This is a genomic window from Cellulomonas sp. P5_C5 (assembly GCF_054049655.1).
Genome location: NZ_JBFULY010000007.1, coordinates 110,006 through 131,244, shown reverse-complemented (window position 1 = coordinate 131,244; position 21,239 = coordinate 110,006). Strand labels below are relative to the sequence as shown.

The 21,239-nt window shown below is 72.7% G+C and carries 24 protein-coding genes; 17 read left to right on the top strand and 7 right to left on the bottom strand.

Features of this window, described 5'->3' with window-relative positions; genetic code table 11:
- The 3 genes from ACXJKF_RS08725 to ACXJKF_RS08715 are packed head-to-tail and all read left to right on the top strand — an operon-like array spanning nucleotide 1 to nucleotide 2,440.
- Complete coding sequence (locus tag ACXJKF_RS08725) at nucleotides 1–576, top strand: DUF5998 family protein (protein WP_055913890.1); 576 nt, start codon at nucleotides 1–3, stop codon at nucleotides 574–576.
- The gene (locus ACXJKF_RS08720; protein WP_456787339.1) at nucleotides 573–1,781 is read left to right on the top strand and encodes an alkaline phosphatase family protein; all 1,209 of its coding nucleotides are present in this window, start codon (nucleotides 573–575) and stop codon (nucleotides 1,779–1,781) included. The genes ACXJKF_RS08725 and ACXJKF_RS08720 overlap by 4 nt, the downstream gene beginning before the upstream one ends.
- Complete coding sequence (locus ACXJKF_RS08715) at nucleotides 1,781–2,440, top strand: thymidine kinase (RefSeq protein ID WP_456787376.1); 660 nt, start codon at nucleotides 1,781–1,783, stop codon at nucleotides 2,438–2,440. The genes ACXJKF_RS08720 and ACXJKF_RS08715 overlap by 1 nt, the downstream gene beginning before the upstream one ends.
- A gap of 6 nt (nucleotides 2,441–2,446) precedes the next feature.
- Here ACXJKF_RS08715 and sepH read toward each other — a convergent pair whose 3' ends face one another.
- On the bottom strand, nucleotides 2,447–3,478 hold the full coding sequence (gene sepH / locus ACXJKF_RS08710) for a septation protein SepH (RefSeq protein WP_456787338.1): 1,032 nt from the start codon (nucleotides 3,476–3,478) through the stop codon (nucleotides 2,447–2,449).
- Between the two features lie 148 nt (nucleotides 3,479–3,626).
- Between sepH and ACXJKF_RS08705 the strand changes: the two genes are divergently transcribed.
- The 3 genes from ACXJKF_RS08705 (at nucleotide 3,627) to ACXJKF_RS08695 (ending at nucleotide 5,589) form a co-directional block, all read left to right on the top strand.
- The gene (locus tag ACXJKF_RS08705) at nucleotides 3,627–4,259 is read left to right on the top strand and encodes a trimeric intracellular cation channel family protein (protein WP_456787337.1); all 633 of its coding nucleotides are present in this window, start codon (nucleotides 3,627–3,629) and stop codon (nucleotides 4,257–4,259) included.
- Nucleotides 4,260–4,318: 59 nt separating this feature from the next.
- Nucleotides 4,319–5,128, top strand: coding sequence for an inositol monophosphatase family protein (locus ACXJKF_RS08700; RefSeq protein WP_456787375.1), 810 nt, complete (start codon nucleotides 4,319–4,321; stop codon nucleotides 5,126–5,128).
- A 161-nt stretch (nucleotides 5,129–5,289) separates the two neighbouring features.
- Nucleotides 5,290–5,589, top strand: a complete 300-nt coding sequence (locus ACXJKF_RS08695) for a DUF4193 domain-containing protein (RefSeq protein WP_055913906.1) — start codon at nucleotides 5,290–5,292, stop codon at nucleotides 5,587–5,589.
- A gap of 68 nt (nucleotides 5,590–5,657) precedes the next feature.
- Here ACXJKF_RS08695 and ACXJKF_RS08690 read toward each other — a convergent pair whose 3' ends face one another.
- On the bottom strand, nucleotides 5,658–6,137 hold the full coding sequence (locus ACXJKF_RS08690) for a DUF3093 domain-containing protein (RefSeq protein ID WP_456787336.1): 480 nt from the start codon (nucleotides 6,135–6,137) through the stop codon (nucleotides 5,658–5,660).
- Between the two features lie 38 nt (nucleotides 6,138–6,175).
- On the opposite strand from ACXJKF_RS08690, the gene dut reads away from it, so the two are divergent.
- The 4 genes from dut (at nucleotide 6,176) to ACXJKF_RS08670 (ending at nucleotide 8,633) form a co-directional block, all read left to right on the top strand.
- Entirely contained in the window at nucleotides 6,176–6,646 is a 471-nt protein-coding gene (gene dut, locus ACXJKF_RS08685; RefSeq protein ID WP_456787335.1) for a dUTP diphosphatase, read from the top strand.
- 64 nt (nucleotides 6,647–6,710) lie between these two features.
- A complete protein-coding gene (locus ACXJKF_RS08680) occupies nucleotides 6,711–7,508 on the top strand; it encodes a DUF3710 domain-containing protein (protein WP_456787334.1) in 798 nt (265 codons plus the stop codon).
- Nucleotides 7,505–7,873 (top strand): OB-fold nucleic acid binding domain-containing protein, encoded by a 369-nt coding sequence (locus ACXJKF_RS08675; RefSeq protein ID WP_056584684.1) that lies wholly within the window; start codon nucleotides 7,505–7,507, stop codon nucleotides 7,871–7,873. Before ACXJKF_RS08680 ends, ACXJKF_RS08675 begins: the two co-directional genes overlap by 4 nt.
- Complete coding sequence (locus tag ACXJKF_RS08670) at nucleotides 7,866–8,633, top strand: DUF3159 domain-containing protein (protein WP_456787333.1); 768 nt, start codon at nucleotides 7,866–7,868, stop codon at nucleotides 8,631–8,633. Before ACXJKF_RS08675 ends, ACXJKF_RS08670 begins: the two co-directional genes overlap by 8 nt.
- Here ACXJKF_RS08670 and ACXJKF_RS08665 read toward each other — a convergent pair.
- Together ACXJKF_RS08665 and ACXJKF_RS08660 are read right to left on the bottom strand one after the other, a co-directional pair.
- The gene (locus ACXJKF_RS08665; protein WP_456787332.1) at nucleotides 8,566–9,240 is read right to left on the bottom strand and encodes a potassium channel family protein; all 675 of its coding nucleotides are present in this window, start codon (nucleotides 9,238–9,240) and stop codon (nucleotides 8,566–8,568) included. The two genes, ACXJKF_RS08670 and ACXJKF_RS08665, sit on opposite strands and share 68 nt — an antisense overlap.
- Nucleotides 9,237–9,887, bottom strand: coding sequence for a potassium channel family protein (locus tag ACXJKF_RS08660; RefSeq protein WP_456787374.1), 651 nt, complete (start codon nucleotides 9,885–9,887; stop codon nucleotides 9,237–9,239). Before ACXJKF_RS08660 ends, ACXJKF_RS08665 begins: the two co-directional genes overlap by 4 nt.
- 101 nt (nucleotides 9,888–9,988) lie before the next feature.
- Here ACXJKF_RS08660 and ACXJKF_RS08655 point away from each other — a divergent pair, with 101 nt between their 5' ends.
- The 7 genes from ACXJKF_RS08655 (at nucleotide 9,989) to ACXJKF_RS08625 (ending at nucleotide 18,476) form a co-directional block, all read left to right on the top strand.
- Nucleotides 9,989–11,992, top strand: a complete 2,004-nt coding sequence (locus tag ACXJKF_RS08655; RefSeq protein WP_456787331.1) for an APC family permease — start codon at nucleotides 9,989–9,991, stop codon at nucleotides 11,990–11,992.
- On the top strand, nucleotides 11,982–13,250 hold the full coding sequence (locus ACXJKF_RS08650) for a class I SAM-dependent RNA methyltransferase (RefSeq protein WP_456787330.1): 1,269 nt from the start codon (nucleotides 11,982–11,984) through the stop codon (nucleotides 13,248–13,250). Before ACXJKF_RS08655 ends, ACXJKF_RS08650 begins: the two co-directional genes overlap by 11 nt.
- A gap of 81 nt (nucleotides 13,251–13,331) precedes the next feature.
- A complete protein-coding gene (locus ACXJKF_RS08645) occupies nucleotides 13,332–13,502 on the top strand; it encodes a hypothetical protein (protein WP_055913928.1) in 171 nt (56 codons plus the stop codon).
- Between the two features lie 200 nt (nucleotides 13,503–13,702).
- Complete coding sequence (gene acnA / locus ACXJKF_RS08640; protein ID WP_456787329.1) at nucleotides 13,703–16,447, top strand: aconitate hydratase AcnA; 2,745 nt, start codon at nucleotides 13,703–13,705, stop codon at nucleotides 16,445–16,447.
- Between the two features lie 87 nt (nucleotides 16,448–16,534).
- Nucleotides 16,535–17,221 carry a hypothetical protein gene (locus ACXJKF_RS08635; protein WP_456787328.1) on the top strand — a complete coding sequence of 229 codons (687 nt, stop codon included), beginning with the start codon at nucleotides 16,535–16,537 and terminating at the stop codon, nucleotides 17,219–17,221.
- Complete coding sequence (locus ACXJKF_RS08630) at nucleotides 17,218–17,853, top strand: hypothetical protein (RefSeq protein ID WP_456787327.1); 636 nt, start codon at nucleotides 17,218–17,220, stop codon at nucleotides 17,851–17,853. The genes ACXJKF_RS08635 and ACXJKF_RS08630 overlap by 4 nt, the downstream gene beginning before the upstream one ends.
- Nucleotides 17,850–18,476: a hypothetical protein gene (locus tag ACXJKF_RS08625; RefSeq protein WP_456787326.1), complete on the top strand. Its 627-nt coding sequence runs from the start codon at nucleotides 17,850–17,852 to the stop codon at nucleotides 18,474–18,476. Before ACXJKF_RS08630 ends, ACXJKF_RS08625 begins: the two co-directional genes overlap by 4 nt.
- On the opposite strand, the gene ACXJKF_RS08620 is transcribed toward ACXJKF_RS08625, so the two are convergent.
- From ACXJKF_RS08620 to ACXJKF_RS08610, 3 genes are read right to left on the bottom strand one after another with little or no spacing between them, the layout of a single operon-like run.
- Nucleotides 18,473–19,789, bottom strand: coding sequence for a hypothetical protein (locus ACXJKF_RS08620; protein WP_456787325.1), 1,317 nt, complete (start codon nucleotides 19,787–19,789; stop codon nucleotides 18,473–18,475). The genes ACXJKF_RS08625 and ACXJKF_RS08620 overlap by 4 nt on opposite strands.
- A 28-nt stretch (nucleotides 19,790–19,817) precedes the next feature.
- Nucleotides 19,818–20,744: an arginase family protein gene (locus tag ACXJKF_RS08615; protein WP_456787324.1), complete on the bottom strand. Its 927-nt coding sequence runs from the start codon at nucleotides 20,742–20,744 to the stop codon at nucleotides 19,818–19,820.
- Between the two features lie 29 nt (nucleotides 20,745–20,773).
- The gene (locus ACXJKF_RS08610; RefSeq protein WP_456787323.1) at nucleotides 20,774–21,226 is read right to left on the bottom strand and encodes a DUF1801 domain-containing protein; all 453 of its coding nucleotides are present in this window, start codon (nucleotides 21,224–21,226) and stop codon (nucleotides 20,774–20,776) included.
- Between the last annotated feature and the right edge of the window lie 13 nt (nucleotides 21,227–21,239).

Sequence of the window (21,239 nt, the reverse complement as noted above, 5' to 3'; positions counted from 1 at the left end):
GTGCCCGCTGCTGCTCCCGCCCTGCACCACGATCTCCACCGTGCCGGTTACTACCCCGAGCTCGTCGTCGACGTGCTGGACGTGGCCCTGGCCGACGAAGAGGTCGTGGCTCACCTGGTCCACCCCGAGACGACGTTCGACGCGGCCGAGGTGCGCCGCCACGTCACCGTGCTGGTGCTGACACCCACACGGCTGATCGTCGCCCACGTCGACGACCACCCCGCGGACTCCGAGCACCCGTCGGCGTCTGCGTCGGCCACGACCGAGGCGGTTCCGCTGGCGGAGCTCACGTCGGTGGCGCTGACCCACGTCGTGCCGCTGCCGGAGAAGCACGAGCGCGGCCGGCCCGCGCAGGAGCTGACCCTGGTGGTCGGCTGGGGCGCGGTCTCCCGGGTGGACCTGGAGCCGGCCACCTGCGGCGACCCGAACTGCGACGCGGACCACGGCCTGACCGGGACCCTCGCGCCCGACGACGTGGTCGTGCGGGTGAGTGCGGCCGCGGAGGGTCTCGACTCGGTGCGCGCCGCCACGGCATTCGCCCGGCAGCTGTCCGCGGCGAGCGCCCGGGCCCGATGACCGACCTCGAGTCGCCGGCGACGACACCGCTGTCGACGGTCCCGTCGCGCGTGCGCGCCGTGCTCGAGGCAGCCGACCTCGTGGCGCCGGGCTCGGACCACCCGTGCCTGGGCCGGGTGCTCCCGGCCGTCGCCGGTGCGCTCGGCGTGGTCGACGTGCCGGAGGCGGCCGACTCGCAGCGCCTGCTCGGGCTCCCCGACGCGACCCGGGTCTGCGTGGTGCTGGTCGACGGGCTCGGGCACGCCAACCTCGCCGAACGCGCGGGACACGCACCGTTCCTGCGTCGTCGGCTCGGTGGCTCCACGCCACTGACCAGCACGTTCCCCTCCACGACCGCCACCGCGATGGGCACGTTCGGTGTCGCGCTGCCGCCGGGTCGCACGGGGATGCTCGGATACACGGTCCGTGACCCCGCGACCGGCGGTCTGGGCAACCTGGTCAGCTGGACCGGCCTGCCGCCCGCGCGGCAGTGGCAGCGCGAGACGACCGTGTTCGAGCGTCTCGTCGCGGCCGGCACCGCCGTGACCAGCATCGGCCCGGCGCGGTTCGCGGGCTCCGGGCTCACCGAGGCCGCCCTGCGTGGACCCACCTACAAGGCGGCCGAGTCGCTCGCGGCGCGCGTCGACGCCACCGTGGACGCGCTGCGGCAACCGGGCGTGGCCTACCTGTACTGGGGGGACGTCGACAAGGCGGGCCACCACCACGGGTGGGGGTCCTGGCAGTGGGGAGACGCGCTCGCCGAGCTCGACGCCGAGCTGGGCAGGCTCGCGCGGCTGCTGCCCCGGGACACCCTCCTGGTCGTGACGGCCGACCACGGGATGGTCGACGTGGACCGTACGCAGCGGTGGGACGTCGGGACCGACGCCGTCCTCGGCGCCGGAGTCGCGCTCGTCGCGGGGGAGCCGCGCGCGCTGCACCTGCACCTCGAGCCGGGAGCGGACCCGACGCACGTCGCGGACCGGTGGCGGGACGTGCTCGGTCCTGCGGCGGTCGTCGTGACACGCGCCGAGGCGATGGCCGACGCCTGGTTCGGTGAGGTCGCCGAGCACGTCGCACCCGTGATCGGGGACGTGGTGGTGGCGATGGCGGGGCGCGCGACCGTGGTCGACTCCCGGACCCAGACCCCGGCGTCGCTGGACCTCGTCGGGGTGCACGGATCGCTGACCCGTCACGAGATGCTCGTCCCGTGCCTGGTGGTCGCCTGATGGCCGAGCTGGTGTTCTTCTCCGGCACGATGGACAGCGGCAAGTCGACGCTCGCACTTCAGATGCACCACAACCACGCCGCGCGGGGCCGCGACGGTGTGCTGTTCACGCGGCACGACCGCGCCGGCGCGGCGACCATCTCCTCCCGGCTCGGGCTCACGCAGCGGGCGCACGAGGTGGACGACGCGACCGACTTCTGGTCGGACGTCATCTCCCGCCGGACGCGTGGTCGGCCCGTCGACTACCTCATCGGCGACGAGGCGCAGTTCTACACGGCGGACCAGGTGGAGCAGCTGGCCCGGGTCGTCGACGAGCTCGGGGTGGACGTCTACGTGTTCGGCATCTCGACCGACTTCCGGGCCCGGCTCTTCCCCGGTGCCGCCCGGCTGGTCGAGCTGGCCGACCGCGTCGAGATCCTGCAGGTCCGCGCACTGTGCTGGTGCGGCTCGCGAGCGACGCACAACGCCCGGACCATCGGCGGGACCATGGTCGTCGAGGGTGCTCAGGTCGTCGTCGGGGACGTCGAGGCCGGTGCCGACGAGGTCGGCTACGAGGTCCTGTGCCGTCGCCACCACATGCGACGCATGACCGCCGCCACGGCCCGCGCGTCCTCGCCGAGCGCGCAGACGCTCACGTCCGCGCAGGACTCGACCGCCTGAGAACCCCTACTCGGGCTTGGCGCCGAAGACGATCTCGTCCCAGCTGGGCACCTTGGCGCGGCCGCGGCGTGCGCGGGGTCGCTCGCTGTCGTCGTGCTCGACCGCCGCCGCCGGGGTGGTGACCGGTTCGGGCACGACCGCAGGAGCCGGGTAGACCTGAGCCTCGGCAGCGGGGTCGGCGTCGACGGGATGGGCGCCGGGCACGGACGCGTCGGGTCGTCCGAAGTCGAACGCGTGCTGCGGTCCGAAGCCCTCGAACTCCTCCGAGTCGTCGTCGAGCTCGACGGCCTGCCGGACCCCGCGCCGGCTACGCAGGTCGTCCAGGAGCGACGCGGTCTCCTCCTGGGGGTCGGGCAGGGGCTCGGGCTCGTCGACGACGACGTCCTGCGGGGTGTGCAGGGTGCCGTCGCCCTGGAAGTCGAAGACCACGTCGCGCACGGCGGCGAGGTGGCGGCGGGAGACGGGCTCGTCGGGCAGCTCGGTCTCCGAGAGCCAGCGCGCCTCGTCCTCGTCGGCGACGACGGTGCGCTTGGCCAGGTCGAAGGTCCACCGTGCCTCGTGCTCGACGTCACCCACGGCGAACCGCGCGAGGACGACCCACGGCCCCGACGCGTCACGCGCGGCATCCCACGCGAGCGAGGCGGGGTCGACGCCGCGCGCGGCGAGACGGTCCGTCACCAGGTCACCGAGCGTCGGCGCGCCGGCGTCCCGTCCGACCCGGGTGGCACGCGCCTGCTCCGCCACGTGCTCGCGCTCGGCGAGCACGGGGCCCTCGTACCGGCGGACGCGCTCCACGGGCAGGCCGGCGGAGTCCGCCACCTCCTGCGTCGTCGCGCCCGCACGGATGCGTGCCTGGATCTCCCGCGGGCTCAGGGTCCCGGCGCTCTCGGCGCGCAGCTGCTCGAGCTGCGGGCGGTCGCGGCGCACCGCAGCGCGCAGCGGTTCGTCGATGCGCACACGAAAGCGCGCCCCGTCCGGGGCCACCAGGACGAGATGCTCCCCGTCCTCGTGCAGACCCACCAGCTCCAGCTCACCCATGCGACCTCCCGGGAACTCGGCACGAGCCTGCCACCGATCCGGCCCGTCGGCGTGCACCCGCAGCGGTGCGGCGCATGATCACCGGCGTATCGGGGCGTCGTCGGCAGCCTTCGACGCCTGCCGGGGTGCCGCTGCGATGATCGGCGCCGTGGACACAGACATCCCCCTGGAGCCCGTCCTCGAGCTCGTCGGGGTCTTCGTCGGCGCGATGTCCGGGGCGCTGGCCGCGGTGCGCAAGCAGTTCGACGTGTTCGGGATCATGGTGCTCGCGTGGGCGGCCGGGCTGGGCGGTGGCATCCTGCGCGACGTCCTCATCGGCGCGGTGCCGCCCGTCGGGATCTCGAACTGGCGGTTCATCGCGACCGCCGTCGCCGGTGCCACCGTCATCTACTTCTTCCACCCCCGGCTCGAACGGGCGCGTCGCTTCATCGTGGTCCTGGACGCCGGGGCGCTCGCCCTGTTCAGCGTCGTCGGCACGACGAAGGGTCTCGAGTACGGCACGACGCTCACCGCGGCGGTCATCGTCGGCGTGATGACCGGCGTCGGCGGGGGAGTGCTGCGCGACCTGCTCTCGGGGGAGGTGCCGGTGGTCCTGCACCACCGCCAGCTCTACGCGATCCCCGCGCTCCTCGGGTCGACCGCCACCGCGATCCTGTGGTGGCAGGAGGTGCTCACCACCGCGACGAGCGTGGTCGTCGTGATCGCCGTGTTCGTGCTGCGGGTGGGCGCCCTGCGGTTCCAGCTCAAGGCGCCCGGCCCGTGGCGGGGATCGGTGCACTGAGTGCCTGCTGGGAGGATGGACGGGTGAACCCCGAATCTCCTGACCAGGTCCGCGCGCTCATGGCGGTCGCCGAGCTGCTCGCCCGGGAGGCCGGAGCGCTCGTGCGGGACGGGCGACGACAGCTCGTCACCGTGGCGGCCACGAAGTCCAGCGACCAGGACGTGGTCACGGCGATGGACCTCGCGTCCGAGTCGCTCCTGCGACGCCGCCTGGCCGAGCTGCGTCCCGACGACGCGATCCTCGGCGAGGAGGAGGCGTTCCGGCCCGGCACCTCCGGCGTGACGTGGGTGGTGGACCCTATCGACGGGACCGTCAACTACCTCTACGGGTCCGCGAGCTACGCGGTGTCCGTCGCCGCCGTGGTCGGTCCCGACCCGACCGCCGCCCCGGACCCGGCGACCTGGACCGCGCTCGCGGGGTGCGTCTTCGCGCCCGAGGACGGCCGGACGTTCACGGCGGGCCGTGGGCTGGGCGCGACGCTCGACGGGGTCGGCCTGCGCGTGGGTGCGGCGCGACCGTTGATCGACTCGCTCGTCGGGACGGGCTTCGGATACGTCGCCTCGCGCAGGCGTGTGCAGGGACGAATCGTCGCGGAACTGTTGCCGCAGGTACGTGATATTCGTCGCGTCGGTTGTGCGTCCCTAGATCTGTGCGCGCTGGCCGCCGGAACTCTCGACCTGTACTACGAACGAGGGCTCCAGCCGTGGGACCTCGCGGCGGGCGCGCTGGTCGCGCAGGAGGCAGGCGCGCTGGTCACGGGGCTTCGGGGGCAGGCGGCCCAGGAGTCGATGACCGTCGGGGGACCCCCCGGACGGGTCGAGGACCTGAGGGCGTTCCTGGAGGCGCTCGACGCCGACTCCGACCTATGAAAACGCTCTCACGGCACGTGTGACGAAATCGGTCGCGCGTCCGGTTCGCACGGGGCTCGAAAGTGGTGCAGAATCCCACCGCGCGCGGGAACAAAAAGCGCGTCGCGTGCATTGATCCCGCGTATGCGTTTCCATCAAGACCACGGAGTGTGACGCCACACATGGCTACCGACTACGACGCCCCGCGCAAGACCGAAGAGGACCTGAGCGAGGACTCGCTCCAGGAGCTTCAGGCTCGGCGCTCCGACAAGAACTCGGGCGTGGTGGACGAGGACGAGACCGAGGCGGCCGAAGGGTTCGAGCTCCCGGGCGCGGACCTGTCCGGCGAAGAGCTCTCCGTGCGCGTGCTGCCTCGGCAGGCGGACGAGTTCACCTGCTCGAGCTGTTACCTGGTCCACCACCGCAGCCAGCTTGCCTACGAGCGCGACGGTCGTCCCGTCTGCTCGGAGTGCGCTGCCTGACGGTCTTCACCCGACCGCCCACGCCTGACCTGAGGGTCGGCCGCCCCGCACGACCGGGCGGCCGACCCTCAGGCGTGCAGGGCGGCGGCGAGCGCCGCCGGCCGGCGGGTGGACACCACCCAGTACGGCGTCGGGTCCTGCGGGTCGTGGACCTCGACCCGGACCGCCGAGTGGATCCAGCCGCGCAGGCACAGGTGCGCGCGCGCATCCAGCTTCGGGCCCAGCTCGGCCCGGGTCGCGTCCGCGTCGAGCGGCACGGCGGGGCCGAGGAGCTCCACCGGGATGTGCGCCCCACCGGCGCGGAACACGCCGTCGCGCACCTCGACGCGCGGCGCCAGTCCCACCAGGACGACTGCGCCGACGACCAGGACACCGACGCCGACCAGGGTCGCGACGCGCGGGTCCAGGGGGAGGAACGCGACGGCCATCATGGCGGCGAACACGACGAGCAGGACCCAGCCGAGCGGCCCGAGCCACAGCCGCTCGGCATAGGTCGGCGTGGTCGCCCGGGGCGAGGGCAGCGGGGTTCCACGGGAAGCTTCAGGCATGCACCCAGCATCCCATCCGGCGGGTAGGGTCGGGCCCCGTGACGGCCGATCCCAGCACCGAGGTGCTCCTCCTGCGCCTCGACCCCGAGCTTCCCGCGCCCGCCTACGCGCACCCCGGTGACGCCGGCGCCGACCTGGTCTCCAGGATCGACGTCGTGATCCCGCCGCAGGGCCGCGTGACCGTCCCCACCGGGGTGGCCATCGCGCTGCCCGACGGCTTCGCGGCGTTCGTGCACCCACGTTCCGGGCTGGCCATGCGGCACGGGCTCACCATCGTCAACGCCCCCGGCACCGTCGACGCGGGCTACCGCGGAGAGATCGCCGTGACGCTCCTGAACACCGACGTCGAGCACCCGATCGAGCTGCACCGGGGCGACCGGATCGCCCAGCTGGTCATCCAGCGCGTGGAGCGCGTCCGCTTCGTCGAGGCGGAGCAGCTGCCCGGGTCGCACCGCGGCGAGGGCGGTTTCGGGTCGAGCGGTGGCTGGAAGGCTGCGCCGACCCACTAGGTCGGGACTACTGTCGATCTGTTGGCAACTGATGCGTGCGAGCGCGTCGAAGAGGAGTGAGCACGTGGCGCTGTTCCGGCGTGGTGGGAAGGATCCCGCCCCCCAAGACGCGGTGGAGACCGACGTCGACGAGTCGACCGCGGTCGACGGCGGCGACGAGATCGACGAGATCGACGACGTACGACCGGCCCCCGTCGAGCGGACGGGTGGACCGTGGGACGCCTCGCAGGTCGACGACGACCTGCCGCGCGTGGACCTCGGCGCCATCCTCCTGCCCGGCGTGCAGGGCATGGAGCTGCGGATGGAGATCGACAAGGCGACGAACGTGGTGTCCGCCGCCTCGATCCTCCTGGACGGCTCGTCGCTGCAGGTGCAGGCGTTCGCCGCACCGCGGACCGACGGCATCTGGGACGAGATCCGCGCCGAGATCGCCGAGTCCGTGACGCAGCAGGGCGGCTCCGCCGACGACCTGCCCGGTCCCTTCGGCCGCGAGCTCCTGGCCCGCCTCCCCGTCCGGACGCCCGAGGGGCGCACGGGGCACCGGCCGGCCCGGTTCGTCGGCGCCGACGGTCCCCGGTGGTTCGTGCGGGGCGTCATCACCGGTCGCGCGGCGGTGGACCCGTCGGCCGCGACCGCCCTCGAGCAGCTGTTCGCCGGGATCGTCGTCGTCCGTGGCACGGACGCCCGTCCGCCCCGGGACCTGCTCACGCTCCGTCTGCCGGGACCCGGCACGCCTAACCTCAAGTCCTCCGGCGACGCCGCGCCGGTCGAGGCGGCCGAGGCGACCGACGCGACTGACGCTCCTGCGGCTCCCGACTTCGACCCGCTGACCCGGGGCCCGGAGATCACGGAGATCCGATGAGCCTCAAGGAGCGCCTGAAGAAGGCGGTCGCGTCGCAGGCCGAGATCGAGGCCGACGAGGAGCGCGCCGACGCCCACCGCTCGGTCGGCTGCACGCCGGTCGACCAGCTGGCGGACCGTTCCCGCGCGAGTGTCTCCGGCGTCATCCGGTCGGTCACGTTGCGGCCTCGGGAAGGCGTGCCCGCCCTCGAGGCCGAGCTGTACGACGGCAGCGGCGCGCTCGACCTGGTGTGGCTGGGTCGCCGGGAGATCGGTGGCGTCACGCCCGGGCGTCGGCTGAAGATCGAAGGGCTCGTGTGCCTGATCGACGGTCGGCGGACCGTGTTCAACCCCCGCTACGAGCTCAGGCCGCGTCCCGGTGAGTGAGCCGGAGCGCAGGGACCCGGACGACGTCATCGCTGGCGTCGACGACGTCGACGACGGCACAGATCCTCAGGACGGCCCCGCGCGCGGGATGAAGGTGCTGACGTCGGACACCTTCTCCGCGTCGGACGCCGTCGGGGGTGTGCGCGGGATCATCGAGTCCGTCGCACCCGGCATGTTGTTCGTCGTCGTGTACATCGCGACGGGGCAGACGCTCGCGCCGGCACTCGTCGTCGCGCTCTCGGCCGCTGTCATCACGGTCGTCGTCCGGCTCGTCCAGCGGCAGGCACCGACGCAGGCGTTCGGGGGCTTCCTCGGCGTCGGGATCGGCGTGCTGTGGGCGTGGCGGACCGGCGACGCCAAGGACTTCTTCGCCTACGGGCTGTGGGTGAACGTCTCCTGGTTCCTCGGGACGCTGCTCACCATCGTCATCGGCTGGCCGCTCGTCGGCCTCGTCGTCGGCCTGTTCTCGAAGGTCGGTCCGCTCAACGAGGGCGGGTCGTGGGCCGGGGCCGTCGCGTGGCGTCAGGACCGCCCGCTGCGGAGGACGTACGCGCTGGCGACCGTGCCCTTCGTCGCGCTCTTCGGCCTGCGACTGGCCGTCCAGCTGCCGCTCTACTTCAGCTCCGAGGTGACCTGGCTGGGCACCGCGAAGCTCGTGATGGGCGTGCCCGGCACGGCGCTGGCGCTGTGGGTCAGCTGGCTCGTGGTCCGTGCGTCAGCAGCTCCTCCAGAGCAGCCTCGTCCGCTTCCCGGGCCGTGACGAACAGCAGCTCGTCGCGGCCCTCGAGCGTGTCGTCGGGGCTGGGGGCGATGGGCCGCGCGTCGCGCACGATGCAGGCCAGTACCGTGTCGGCCGGCCACTCGATCTGACCCACGCGCACCCCGGCCAGCGGCGAGTCGTCCGGGAGCGTGAGCTCGAGGATGTCGGCACGGGACTGGTGGAACGTGAAGATGCGCACGAGGTCCCCGACCGTGACGGCCTCCTCGACCATGGCGGTCATGATCCGGGGGGTCGAGACGGCGACGTCGACGCCCCAGGCCTCGTCGAACATCCACTCGTTCTTCGGGTTGTTCACGCGGGCGACCGTCCGGGGGACGCCGAACTCGGTCTTGGCCAGCAGCGAGATCACGAGGTTCGCCTTGTCGTCGCCCGTGGCCGCCACGACGACGTCGCACTCGTCGGTCTTGACCTCGCGCAGGGTAGGCAGCTCGCAGGCGTCCGCCAGCAGCCAGTCCGCCTCGGCCACCTGCGAGACCCGCATGGCGGACGGCTGACGGTCGATCAGCGTCACCTCGTGGCCGTGCCCGAGGAGCTCGCGCGCGATGGAGCGGCCGACCGAGCCGGCACCCGCGATGACGACCCTCACGCGGTCACCGCCGGTGCGCTCGTGAGGATGCGTTCGACCAGGGCGGAGGCGTCCGCCCGCATGAGCACGTGCACGGTGTCGTTCTCCTGCAGGACGGTGGTCGACGTCGGCAGGAGGCCGTCGCCGTAGCGGGTGAGGTACGCGATCCGGGCTCCGGTGGCGTCCTCGAGGGCGCGCAACGGCAGGCCGACCCACCCCACGTGCACGTCGACCTGGGAGAGCTGGATCTGGCCGGAGGAGTCGCGGTACTCGTCGGTGGCACCCATCGGGAGGAGCCGACGCAGGACCTGGTGGGCGGTCCAGCGGACGGTCGCGACCGTCGGGATTCCGAGGCGCTGGTAGATCTCGGCCCGGTGCGGGTCGTAGATGCGGGCGACGACGTTCTCGATGCCGAACGTCTCGCGCACCACCCGGGCCGCGAGGATGTTCGAGTTGTCGCCGTCGGACACTGCGGCGAACGCGAACGCGTCCTCGATCCCCGCCTGCTTGAGGGTGTCGCGGTCGAAGCCGAGCCCGGTGACCTTGTTCCCGCCGAACTCGGAGTCGAGCCGCCGGAAGGCCTCGGGATTCTGGTCGATGACGGACACCGAGTGCCCGTTGTCCTCCAGGCTCTTCGCCAGCGTCGCTCCGACCCGGCCGCATCCCATGATCACGAAGTGCACAGTGCGGCACGCTATACCGTCCACCTCACCCGGCGCGCCGGGTGAGGTGGTGTGGGCGGCCGTGCGCGGGCCTAGCATTGCGGATCGTGTCGGACCTCGCGGATGCTGCCAAACGCCTGTTGCTCGGACGTCCCGTCCGCAGCGACCGGCTCGGTCACACGCTCCTGCCGAAGCGCATCGCGCTGCCGGTGTTCGCGTCGGACGCGCTCTCGTCGGTGGCGTACGCGCCCGACGAGATCCTGCTGACGCTCTCGCTCGCCGGGATGGCGGCGCTCGTCATCTCGCCGTGGGTCGGCCTGGCCGTCGTCGCGGTGATGCTCGTCGTCGTCGCGTCGTACCGGCAGAACGTCCACGCGTACCCCTCGGGTGGCGGTGACTACGAGGTCGCGACGACCAACCTCGGCAAGAACGCCGGCGTCACGGTCGCCAGCGCGCTGCTGGTCGACTACGTCCTCACGGTCGCGGTGTCGATCTCCTCCGGCGCCCAGTACGCCGCGTCGGCGTTCCCGGCGCTGCGCGGGCACGAGGCGCTGTTCGCCGTCGGCCTGGTCGTGCTCCTCACGGTCGCCAACCTGCGCGGGGTGAAGGAGTCGGGGAGTCTGTTCGCGCTCCCCGTCTACCTGTTCATGCTCGCCATCGGCTCGATCGCCGTCGTCGGCTCGATCCAGCTGCTCACGGGCAACCTGACGATGGCGGAGAGCTCGGGCTTCGAGCTGGCGCCGGACGCCGCGTTCGACCAGGGCCTCACGGGACTCGCCGGGTTCTTCCTGATCCTGCGGGCGTTCGCGTCCGGGTGTGCTGCCCTGACCGGTGTCGAGGCGATCAGCAACGGCGTGCCCGCGTTCAAGAAGCCGAAGTCGAAGAACGCGGCGACGACCCTCGCTCTGCTCGGCGGCCTGTCGATCGTGATGATCATGTCGATCCTGCTGCTGTCCCGGGCGACGGGGGTGGTGTTCGCGGACGACCCGCAGACGCAGCTGCTGGAGAACGGCGTGCCGGTGGGGGAGAGCTACGTCCAGCACCCCGTGATCAGCCAGTTGTCCTCCGCGGTGTTCTCGGGCGTGCCGGTGGTCGCGATCCTCATCTCGGTGGTCACCGGGCTGATCCTCGTGCTCGCGGCCAACACGGCGTTCAACGGTTTCCCGGTGCTCGGCTCGATCCTGGCGCGCGACGGGTACCTGCCGCGCCAGCTGCACACGCGCGGCGACCGGCTGGCGTTCTCCAACGGCATCGTCACCCTGGCGCTCGTCGCGATCGCGCTCATCTGGGCCTTCGACGCCCAGGTCACCCGACTGATCCAGCTCTACATCGTCGGTGTCTTCGTGTCGTTCACGGTCAGCCAGCTGGGCATGGTCCGGCACTGGACCCGGCACCTGCGCACGGAGCCGGATCCCGCCACCCGCACGCGGATGAAGCGGTCGCGGATCATCAACTCGGTCGGTCTGGTGATGACCGCGACCGTGCTCGTCATCGTGCTCATCACCAAGTTCACGCACGGGGCGTGGATCGCGATCCTGGCGATGGTGATCATCTACGTCCTCATGCAGTCCATCCACCGGCACTACGCGCTGGTGCGCGAGGAGCTGGCGCTGGGCACCGACGCGGAGGCCGCCCGCGCGCTGCCGAGCCGCGTGCACGCCATCGTGCTGGTGTCCCACCTGCACCGGCCGACGATGCGCGCGCTGGCGTACGCACGCGCCTCCCGGCCGCAGGTGCTGGAGGCGCTCACGGTCGGGGTCGACCCGGAGGACGTCGACGTCCTGCGCGAGCAGTGGGAGACGATGAACATCCCCGTGCCGTTGCGCGTGCTCGACTCGCCGTTCCGGGAGATCACGCGCCCGGTGCTCACGTACGTGCGGTCGATCCGGCGGGACAGCCCGCGCGACCTCGTCGTGGTCTACATCCCCGAGTACGTGGTCGGGCACTGGTGGGAGCACCTGCTGCACAACCAGTCGGCGCTGCGCCTCAAGGGCCGGCTGCTGTTCACGCCGGGTGTCGTCGTGGCGTCCGTGCCCTGGCAGCTGGCGTCCTCCGAGGGGCAGACGGGTCTCGAGGAGCCGGTCCGGGGTACGGTTCCGCGTGGCTACTGAGACGTCTTCCGACAGCACGAGCGGGCTCGTCGAGCTCGAGATCGGCCCGGTGGCGCACGGCGGCCACTGCGTGGCGCGCCACGAGGGCCGCGTCGTTTTCGTCCGGCACACCCTCCCGGGCGAGCGCGTCCGGGCCCGGCTGACCGACGCGGGGGAGACCGCCAAGTTCTGGCGTGCCGACGCCGTCGAGGTGCTGGAGGCGTCCCCGGACCGCGTCGAGTCCGCGTGGCCGGCCGCCGGTGCCGGTGGCGTCGGCGGGGGAGAGCTCGCGCACGTGTCCCTGCCTGGCCAGCGGGCATGGAAGACCGCGGTGCTCGCCGAGCAGCTGCGCCGGCTGGCGAAGCTCGACCTCGACGTGCCCGTGCAGGCGGCGCCCGGTGACGACGAGCGCGGCGGCCTCGGGTGGCGCACGCGCATCGACCTGGTCACCGACGCGGAGGGCCGCGCAGGCATGCACGGCTTCCGCTCGCACGACGTGCACCTGCTGGACTCGATGCCGCTGGCCAGCGATGCGATCGCGGCGCTCGACCTGTTCGGCCGCCGCTGGTCGGGCGGCGCGCGCGTCGAGGCGATCGCCCCGTCCAGCGGCGACAGCCCTCTCGTCCTGGTCGACGGAGCGCCCTTCGACATCGGTCGCGGTCGGATGGACGGTCGGCCCAACGCGCGCACGGCGGTCAAGGAGCACGTCCAGCTCGGGGACGTCGGGTACGACTTCCGGGTCGCGGGCGCCGGGTTCTGGCAGGTGCACCGCGAGGCGCCGGACCTGCTGGTCGCCGCGGTGCTGGCGGGTCTGGGAGACGTCGACGGCGCCGCGGTGCTGGACCTCTACTCGGGTGCCGGCCTGTTCACCGCACCGTTGTCCGACGCGGTGGGGGAGACCGGCGAGGTGATCTCGGTCGAGGGAGACGCGCGCGCCGTGAAGGACGCCCGCCGCAACCTGCACGACCGACGCAACGTCGAGCTGCACGCCGGCGACGTCGCGCAGGTGCTCACCGGGCGGCTCGACGCCGACTCCGACGTGGTGCACGCGGACGCGGTCGTGCTCGACCCGCCGCGGACCGGCGCCGGCCGCAAGGTCGTGGCCGGGATCACGGAGCTCCGGCCGGAGCGGGTGGTCTACGTGGCGTGCGACCCGGCGGCGCTGGCGCGGGACATCGCGCTGTTCGGCGACGCCGGCTACGTCTTGGCGGACCTGCAGGCCTACGACCTGTTCCCGATGACGCACCACCTCGAGGCGGTCGCGGTCCTCACGCGCTGACTGGGTGCGCGGGCAGGGGTGCCGGGCTAGCGTGGAAGTCGTCGCCGGACCGGCCACGGCCCGGCAGGGAGGAGCGGCACGGTGAGCGAGAAGGACGCGGTCAGCCGGCTGGCGGAGGCCAAGCGGCTGGTCACCCAGGAGCTGCACAAGCAGGGCACACCCGACTACGACCCGCGCTCGCACCAGCGCGCGATCGAGGCGGAGCGCAAGGCGCAGGACGCCGTCGACGCGGAGCAGGCCGCGCGCAGCTGAGCACCGGCCCTGCGGGCCCTCGCGCACGCGGCGCGCCGATGTGGCACACGCGTGCGCGGGGGCCCGCGAGCATGTATCTTGATGTCGAGATAAATCGCGACCCCGGCCACCTAGGCTGAGAGGTCGCACCGCCCAGCGGTCCGGGTGACTACCCATCCCCGGCAGCACCACCGGCAGACTCGCCAGCGAAGGAGCCCCCCGTGAGCAGCGTCGACAGCTTCGGTTCGAAGGGAACACTCGAGGTCGGTGACGCCTCGTACGAGGTCTACCGGCTCTCGGCCGTCCCGGGGGTGGAACGCCTGCCGTTCAGCCTCAAGGTTCTCGCCGAGAACCTCCTGCGGACCGAGGACGGCGCCAACATCACGGCGGACCACGTGCGCGCGCTCGCCGAGTGGGACCCGGACGCCCAGCCCGACACGGAGATCCAGTTCACGCCCGCGCGCGTGATCATGCAGGACTTCACCGGCGTGCCCTGCGTGGTCGACCTGGCCACCATGCGCGAGGCCGTCGTCGACCTCGGCGGCGACGCCAGCCGGATCAACCCGCTGGCCCCCGCCGAGCTGGTCATCGACCACTCCGTGCAGATCGACGTCGCGGGCCGCGCCGACGCGTTCGAGCGCAACGTCGAGCTCGAGTACGAGCGCAACCGCGAGCGCTACCAGTTCCTGCGCTGGGGCCAGACGGCGTTCGACGACTTCAAGGTCGTGCCGCCCGGCACCGGCATCGTGCACCAGGTCAACATCGAGTACCTCGCGCGCGTCGTGATGGTCCGGGACGGCAAGGCCTATCCCGACACGTGCGTCGGCACCGACTCGCACACCACGATGGTCAACGGCCTGGGCGTGCTCGGCTGGGGCGTCGGTGGCATCGAGGCCGAGGCGGCCATGCTCGGCCAGCCCGTGTCGATGCTCATCCCGCGCGTCGTCGGCTTCAAGCTGACGGGCACCATCCCGTTGGGCGTCACGGCGACCGACATCGTGCTCACCATCACGCAGAAGCTGCGCCAGCACGGCGTCGTCGGCAAGTTCGTCGAGTTCTACGGCGAGGGCGTCGCCGCGGTGCCGCTGGCCAACCGCGCCACGATCGGCAACATGAGCCCGGAGTTCGGCTCGACCGCCGCGATCTTCCCGATCGACTCCGTGACGATCGACTACCTGCGCCTGACCGGCCGCTCGGAGGAGCAGATCGCGCTCGTCGAGGCGTACGCCAAGGAGCAGGGCATGTGGCTGGACCCGACGCAGGACAGCTACGTCCAGCCGGTGTTCTCCGAGTACCTCGAGCTCGACCTGTCCACCGTCGTGCCGTCCATCGCCGGCCCGAAGCGTCCCCAGGACCGCATCGAGCTGTCGCGGGCCAAGGAGCAGTTCCAGCGCGACCTGCCGACGTACGCGCCCGAGGTCACCAACGGGGTCGACGAGGCCGAGCGGGAGTCCTTCCCGGCGTCCGACTCGCCCGCGATCACGTCGTCGGCCATGCGGGTGTACCCGACGACGGACACGGAGGGCCGGTCGTTCGACCTGTTCCACGGCGCCGTCGCGATCGCGTCCATCACGAGCTGCACCAACACGTCGAACCCGTCGGTGATGATCGCCGCGGCGCTCGTCGCGAAGAAGGCCGTCGAGAAGGGCCTGACCGCCAAGCCGTGGGTCAAGACGTCGATGGCGCCCGGCTCGCAGGTCGTCACCAACTACTACGAGAAGGCCGGCCTGTGGCCGTACCTCGAGAAGCTGGGCTTCCACCTGGTCGGCTACGGCTGCGCCACCTGCATCGGGAACTCGGGCCCGCTCGACGAGAAGGTCTCGGAGACCATCCAGGAGCACGACCTCGCCGTGGCGGCGGTCCTGTCGGGCAACCGCAACTTCGAGGGGCGCATCAACCCCGACATCAAGATGAACTACCTGGCCTCGCCGCCGCTGGTCATCGCGTACGCGCTCGCCGGGACCATGGACTTCGACTTCGAGGCGGACCCGCTGGGCCGCGACGAGGCCGGCCAGCCGATCTTCCTGCGGGACATCTGGCCGACGCCCGACGAGGTCCAGACCACGATCGACGCGTCGATCGACCGCGCCATGTTCACCAAGGACTACGCGGACGTGTTCAGCGGCGACGACCGGTGGCGTGCGCTGCCGACGCCCGAGGGCGACACGTTCGAGTGGGACCCCGAGTCGACGTACGTCCGCAAGCCCCCGTACTTCGAGGGCATGCAGGCCGAGCCGGCGGCGGTCGTGGACTTCCACGGTGCGCGCGTGCTGGCCAAGCTGGGCGACTCGGTGACCACCGACCACATCAGCCCGGCCGGCTCGATCAAGGCCGACAGCCCGGCAGGTCTCTATCTCGCCGAGCACGGCGTGGGTCGTCGCGACTTCAACTCCTACGGATCGCGCCGCGGCAACCACGAGGTCATGATCCGCGGCACGTTCGCCAACATCCGCCTGCGCAACCAGCTGGTCCCCGGCGTCGAGGGCGGGTTCACGCAGAACCTGCTCACCGGTGAGCAGTCGTCGATCTACGACGCGTCGCAGGCCTACCAGGAGGCGGGCATCCCGCTCGTCGTTCTCGGTGGCAAGGAGTACGGCTCCGGCTCGTCGCGCGACTGGGCCGCCAAGGGCACCAGCCTGCTGGGCGTCAAGGCGGTCATCACCGAGAGCTTCGAGCGGATCCACCGCTCGAACCTCATCGGGATGGGCGTCCTCCCGCTGCAGTTCCCGGAGGGGGAGTCGGCCGACTCGCTCGGCCTGGACGGCACCGAGACGTTCGACATCACGGGCGTCACCGCGCTCAACGAGGGCACGACGCCGCGCACGCTGGCGGTCACGGCGACGAAGGCTGACGGCACGGTCGTCGCGTTCGACGCGGTGCTGCGCATCGACACCCCGGGTGAGGCGGACTACTACCGCAACGGCGGCATCCTGCAGTACGTGCTGCGCTCGCTCGTCAAGGCCTGACGCACCGCGCCACCGCTGAGCCCGGTCCCCGTCCACGGGGGCCGGGCTCGCGGCGTTCGTGGCCGCTCGGCCCTTACACTCGGGCGCGTGTCCGGACCCGCCGCCCCGCCCGACCTGCGCGCGCGTGCCCGGGCCAGCGGCAGCCTGGTGGCGCGCCGCGCACTGGACCAGCCGCTGCGGCGCATCGGGATCGGCGGTGCGGTCGTGCTCCTCGCGGTCACGGCGGCGTTCGGCGGGCTGCGGGAGCAGACGCAGGACGGACCCGAGGAGCTGGCGGTCGACGTGCCCGTCGCGGTCGCACCGTTCGAGCTGACCGTGCACCGCGTGGTGTGGACCACGGAGCTGCCGGGGCAGTACCTGTCCGACGACGGCAACCGCTGGGTCGGCGTCGTCGCGACCGTGCGCAACACGAGCGACACCGGCATCCTGGGCGGCACCCTGAAGGAGACGCTGACGCTCACCGAGGTCGACGGCCTGGTCGAGCAGCAGCGAGGGCTGGTCCCGGGCGTGCGGGCGACGTCGGTCGTCCTCCTGGAGGACGCCTCGTCGCTGAGCCCGGTCCAGCCTGGCCTGACGTACGAGGCCGCGTTCCTCTTCGAGCAGGACGGATCGGTCCCGCCGCCCACCAGCGCGACCGTGCTCCTGCAGCAGCACACCTGGCGCAGCGGCAGCCTCGACCCGACGGCGGCGTGGTGGGACCCGACGACGACGCTGCGGGGCGAGCTCGACGTGCGCGAGGCCCGGTCGGACGCCGACGAGGAGGGCGAGTCGTGAGCACCCCTGCCGGCACGCCACCTGTCTCCCGCGTGCGTCGACCCACCGCGCAGACGCTCGGTGCCGGGGCTGCCGTGCTGGCGGCTCTCGCCGTCGGCCACGTCGTGGTCACCGCGTTCCCGGTCGACGAGCGCGTCGCGGCGCCGTTCGTCCGCCCCGCGGTCGTCGGCGAGCCCGTCGACCTGCGGTACGCGCGTGTGACAGCCGGCGAGCCCGTCGGCTCGACGGTCCTCGACCCCGACGACGGCGGCACGCTCCTCTCGACGCCGGGCGTGTGGCTCACCGTGCCCCTGACGATCGAGGCCACCGGGGAGCCTCGCCTGCTCAGCTTCGCGGAGCTGCTCGGCGGCGACGGCCGGACGTACACGGTGTTCACGGGCGGCCGCTCGTTCTTCCTGCCCGGCACCGCGCAGCCGGGGGTACCCCGTTACGCGACCGTGCGCGTCGAGGTCCCGCCGCAGGCGCTGCCCGGTGCCCACCTGCGCCTCGGGCTGGATCAGGGGGACCAGCGGCGCGACGATGTCGCCGACATCGACCTGGGCCTCACGCAGGCCGACGCGGACGCGTGGGCGGCGGACGACACCCCCGTCCTCGCCCGTTCGTGGTCCGACGAGCCGCCGGAGCAGCCGTGAGCACGCAGACCGCACCACCAGCCGTGGCCGCCGGGTGGTGGAGGCGTAACCGCTGGGCCCTGGCCGCGCTGCCCCTCGTGCTCGCGCTGGCACTCGTCGCCGCGGGCGACCGCGTCCGGTCGCTGTGGTGGATGCGGGACCTGCGCGTGCCGACCACGGCCGAGGCGGGCGCGACCGCGCAGTTCCACCAGCGGATGTACGACGGGGCCGACGTCGACGTGGAGGTGCATCTCGACCGGGTGGACGACGCTGCCACCCTTCCCGAGGACCTCGAGCTGCCGCCCGGGACCCGTGCGGTGCAGGTGGACCTGACCCTGAGCGCCGACCCCGACGTCGGGCTGACCGGCTGCTCCTTGGCGGTGCGCGACGCGGCGGGGACGCGGTACGACTACGTGTCGAGCGGCTGGGGTGCGCTGCAGCCTGCCGTCGCCTGCGTCCCGGAGGACACGCCTGGACCGTGGCCGTCGTTCGGCGACGCCGACGTCGCACCCACCGACGCCGGGCCCCGTCCGGGGACGTGGTCGGTCTCCCGGGTGATCGTGGTCCCCGACGGCACCGAGGTCGCCGACGTGGTGCTCTGGTGGCAGGAGCCGCGGTACGTGCTGCTCGAGGCGCCGGGCTAGAGCTCCGCGGGCTCCGGCTCGCGCTCCGCGACGGCCGCCTGGCCGGCGAGGATCCGGTCCACGCCCGCGGCGAGCAGCGCCATCGTCACCGTGAGGCCGACGGCCGTCGCGACCGACGAGACCATCGGAGCGAACGCGAGCCACGTGTACGTGTCCTGCGGTCCACTGATCGCCCGGGCGAGCATCAGGACGGCCTCCTCGATCCGAGTCGCCACGAGGAACGCGAGCGCGAACACGAGCATCGGTCCCAGGCCGGCGACGGCGAGGCGGCGCAGCCCGTCGGTGAGGGCCGTGAAGCGTCCGCGCACGTCGCCGATGACGGGTGCCGCGGCCTCGGTGGTCCACCGTCGCACCGGGGCGGGCACCCGCTGCCACACGGCAGGCCGCCGCGCCTCCGGCTTCGTGGGTGCGGCGAGCTTGTGCCCGTAGACGACCGCGCCGACGGTGAGCCACGCGAGGGGGATGACGACGAGGTCGTCGAGGTTGCCCAGCACGCCGGCGACCGTGTCGACCACGGCGTCGACCGGGCCGGCCACCGGCCCGAGCGCCTCGAGCACCGTCAGCCACCAGTCCAGGACGATCGACACGGCCTGTCGGTTCTCGACCCACGCCCAGACCTTGTCGAGGAGCTGCGTCGCGAACGCCGCCACGGCGAGCAGCCAGAAGGCCTCGACGTACGCACCCGCGAACGCGAGAGCGCGACGGTGGCTACGGCCCTCCCACCGGCCGAGGAGCCAGCGGAGCACGACCGCGACGACCACGAGGGCGACGAGCCCCCACCCGGTGGCCAGGTCGACGAAGGACCCGTCGGGTCCGTCGCCCGTCCCGGAGAAGTCGATCCCCTCCATGAACTCCCGGTAGGCGGCCGTGTTGAGGAACTTCGCCCGGTCCTCCTCGAGCAGCCCGTACGACGCGTACAGGGCGAGGAAGGGCACGAACACCGAGGCCAGCACGTCGACCAGGCCGCGCTCGTGCCCGGACGTGGCATCGTCGGGGCCACGTGACCGGCCGATGGCGGCCAGCGCGGGCAGGTCGCGACGGAGCACGTGCAGCATCGCGACGATCCCCGCGACCATGCTCAGCGGCGCGAGGACGAGCACGGCCCAGCCGAGCGTGTTGTTGACGGTCGAGGCGTTGACGGCGGCCCACCCGGCGGCGTGCCGGCCGGCCACGGCGAGCAGCGCGATGACGAGCAGCACCGGCCAGGACCGGGCCCACAGCCGCCCGCCCTGTGCCACGACGGCGCCGAGATCGCGCAGCCAGGCGCGCAGTCCGTCGCGCGGTGCGGGGGCGGTGGTCGGTGCGTCGCTCACGGCGGACATCATGGCGCGCCGGGCGGCGTCACGGGGCCGCTGTCCGAGATGTCACCCCGACGTGCTCCAGTGCCGTCCCCAGCAGGTCGACGAGCGTGCGCATCGACGTCCCCTGCTCGTCGTCACGGTCGGGGTTGGCCTCGGCGACGACAAGACCCGACCAGCCGGGCGCGGACACCAGCTCGGCGAGCAGTGCCGTCAGCGCCGGCAGTGTGAGCCCGCGCCCGTACTGCGGGACGTCCGCGAGAGGCAGCGTGAACATGTCGAGGACGTCCACGTCGAGGTGCACCAGGAAGCCGTCGCGCGCTGCCTGCACCGCAGCGACCGCCTGACGCGCGGCCGAGACCGGGTCCGCGAGCACCACCTCCGCCGGGAACCGGGCTGACGGGACGGCGCCGTGCACGTCCTCCTCGTCGTCCGCGTACCCGACGAAGCACAGCCGGTCGGCGGCCAGCAGCGGGCGGTGCGGGCCGACGCCCGCCAGCGTCTCGTGCGCGCCCGGCAGGTCGAGCAGGTGCGCCACGCCCATGGAGTCGGCGATCGGCTCCTCCGGGTGGTCCGCGGGAAGCTGGAGGTCCTGCCCGCCGTCCACGTAGACCAGGCCCAGATCGGCCCCACGGTCCGCGTGCGCGGCGAGGACCGCCAGCGTCACGGTGCACTCGCCGCCGAGCACCACGGGCAGGTGGCCCGCCGACAGGACCGACCCGACCGCGGTCCGCGCCTCCTGCAGGACGGCCGCGACGCGCGCGACGTCGTGCGGGTTGGTCCGTTCGGGCGGGTCGGGGCGCCATCGCGCCGACGCCGTGTCCCCGTGGTCGACGACGCGACGACCGGAGAGCTCCAGCGCGGCGACCACGCCGGCGGCCCGCAGCGCGGCGGGGGAGCGGTCAAGGCCTGGAGCGTGGGCGGCGGCGCTGGACGGCACCCCGAGGATCCCCAGAGGTCGGTGCGGCATCCGGCCAGGCTAGGCGCGGGCGCCGACACTCAGCCGGCGGACGGTCCGGACAGTCGGGTGTCGAACGTTCCTGCGGTCACGGTCGTGTACGAGCGGCGGACCATCTCCTCGAGGACACCGAGGTCGACCGTGTCGAGATCCTTGATGTACAGGCAGGCCTTGCCGACCGTGTGCGGCCCCAGGCGCTCCAGCAGCTCGGGGTGCGCCTCGACGCCGTCCGGGAAGTAGATCGTCGTCGCCGCCTTGCGAGGCGAGAAGCCGGCGGCACCTGCGTCGCCCTCCCGGCCGGACGGGTACCTGTAGTGGTACGTGCCGAAGCCGACGAGGGTCGGTCCCCACATCCGCGGCCGCTCGCCCGTGATCCGAGTCATCAGGGCGATGAGCCGTTCGGCGTCGCGGCGACGGACCGGGTGCTCCACGGCCGCGATGAACGCGTCGACGTCGGCGTCCGTGGGCTGCGTCTTGTTGGGCTCGTGTGCCATCGGCCCACTATCG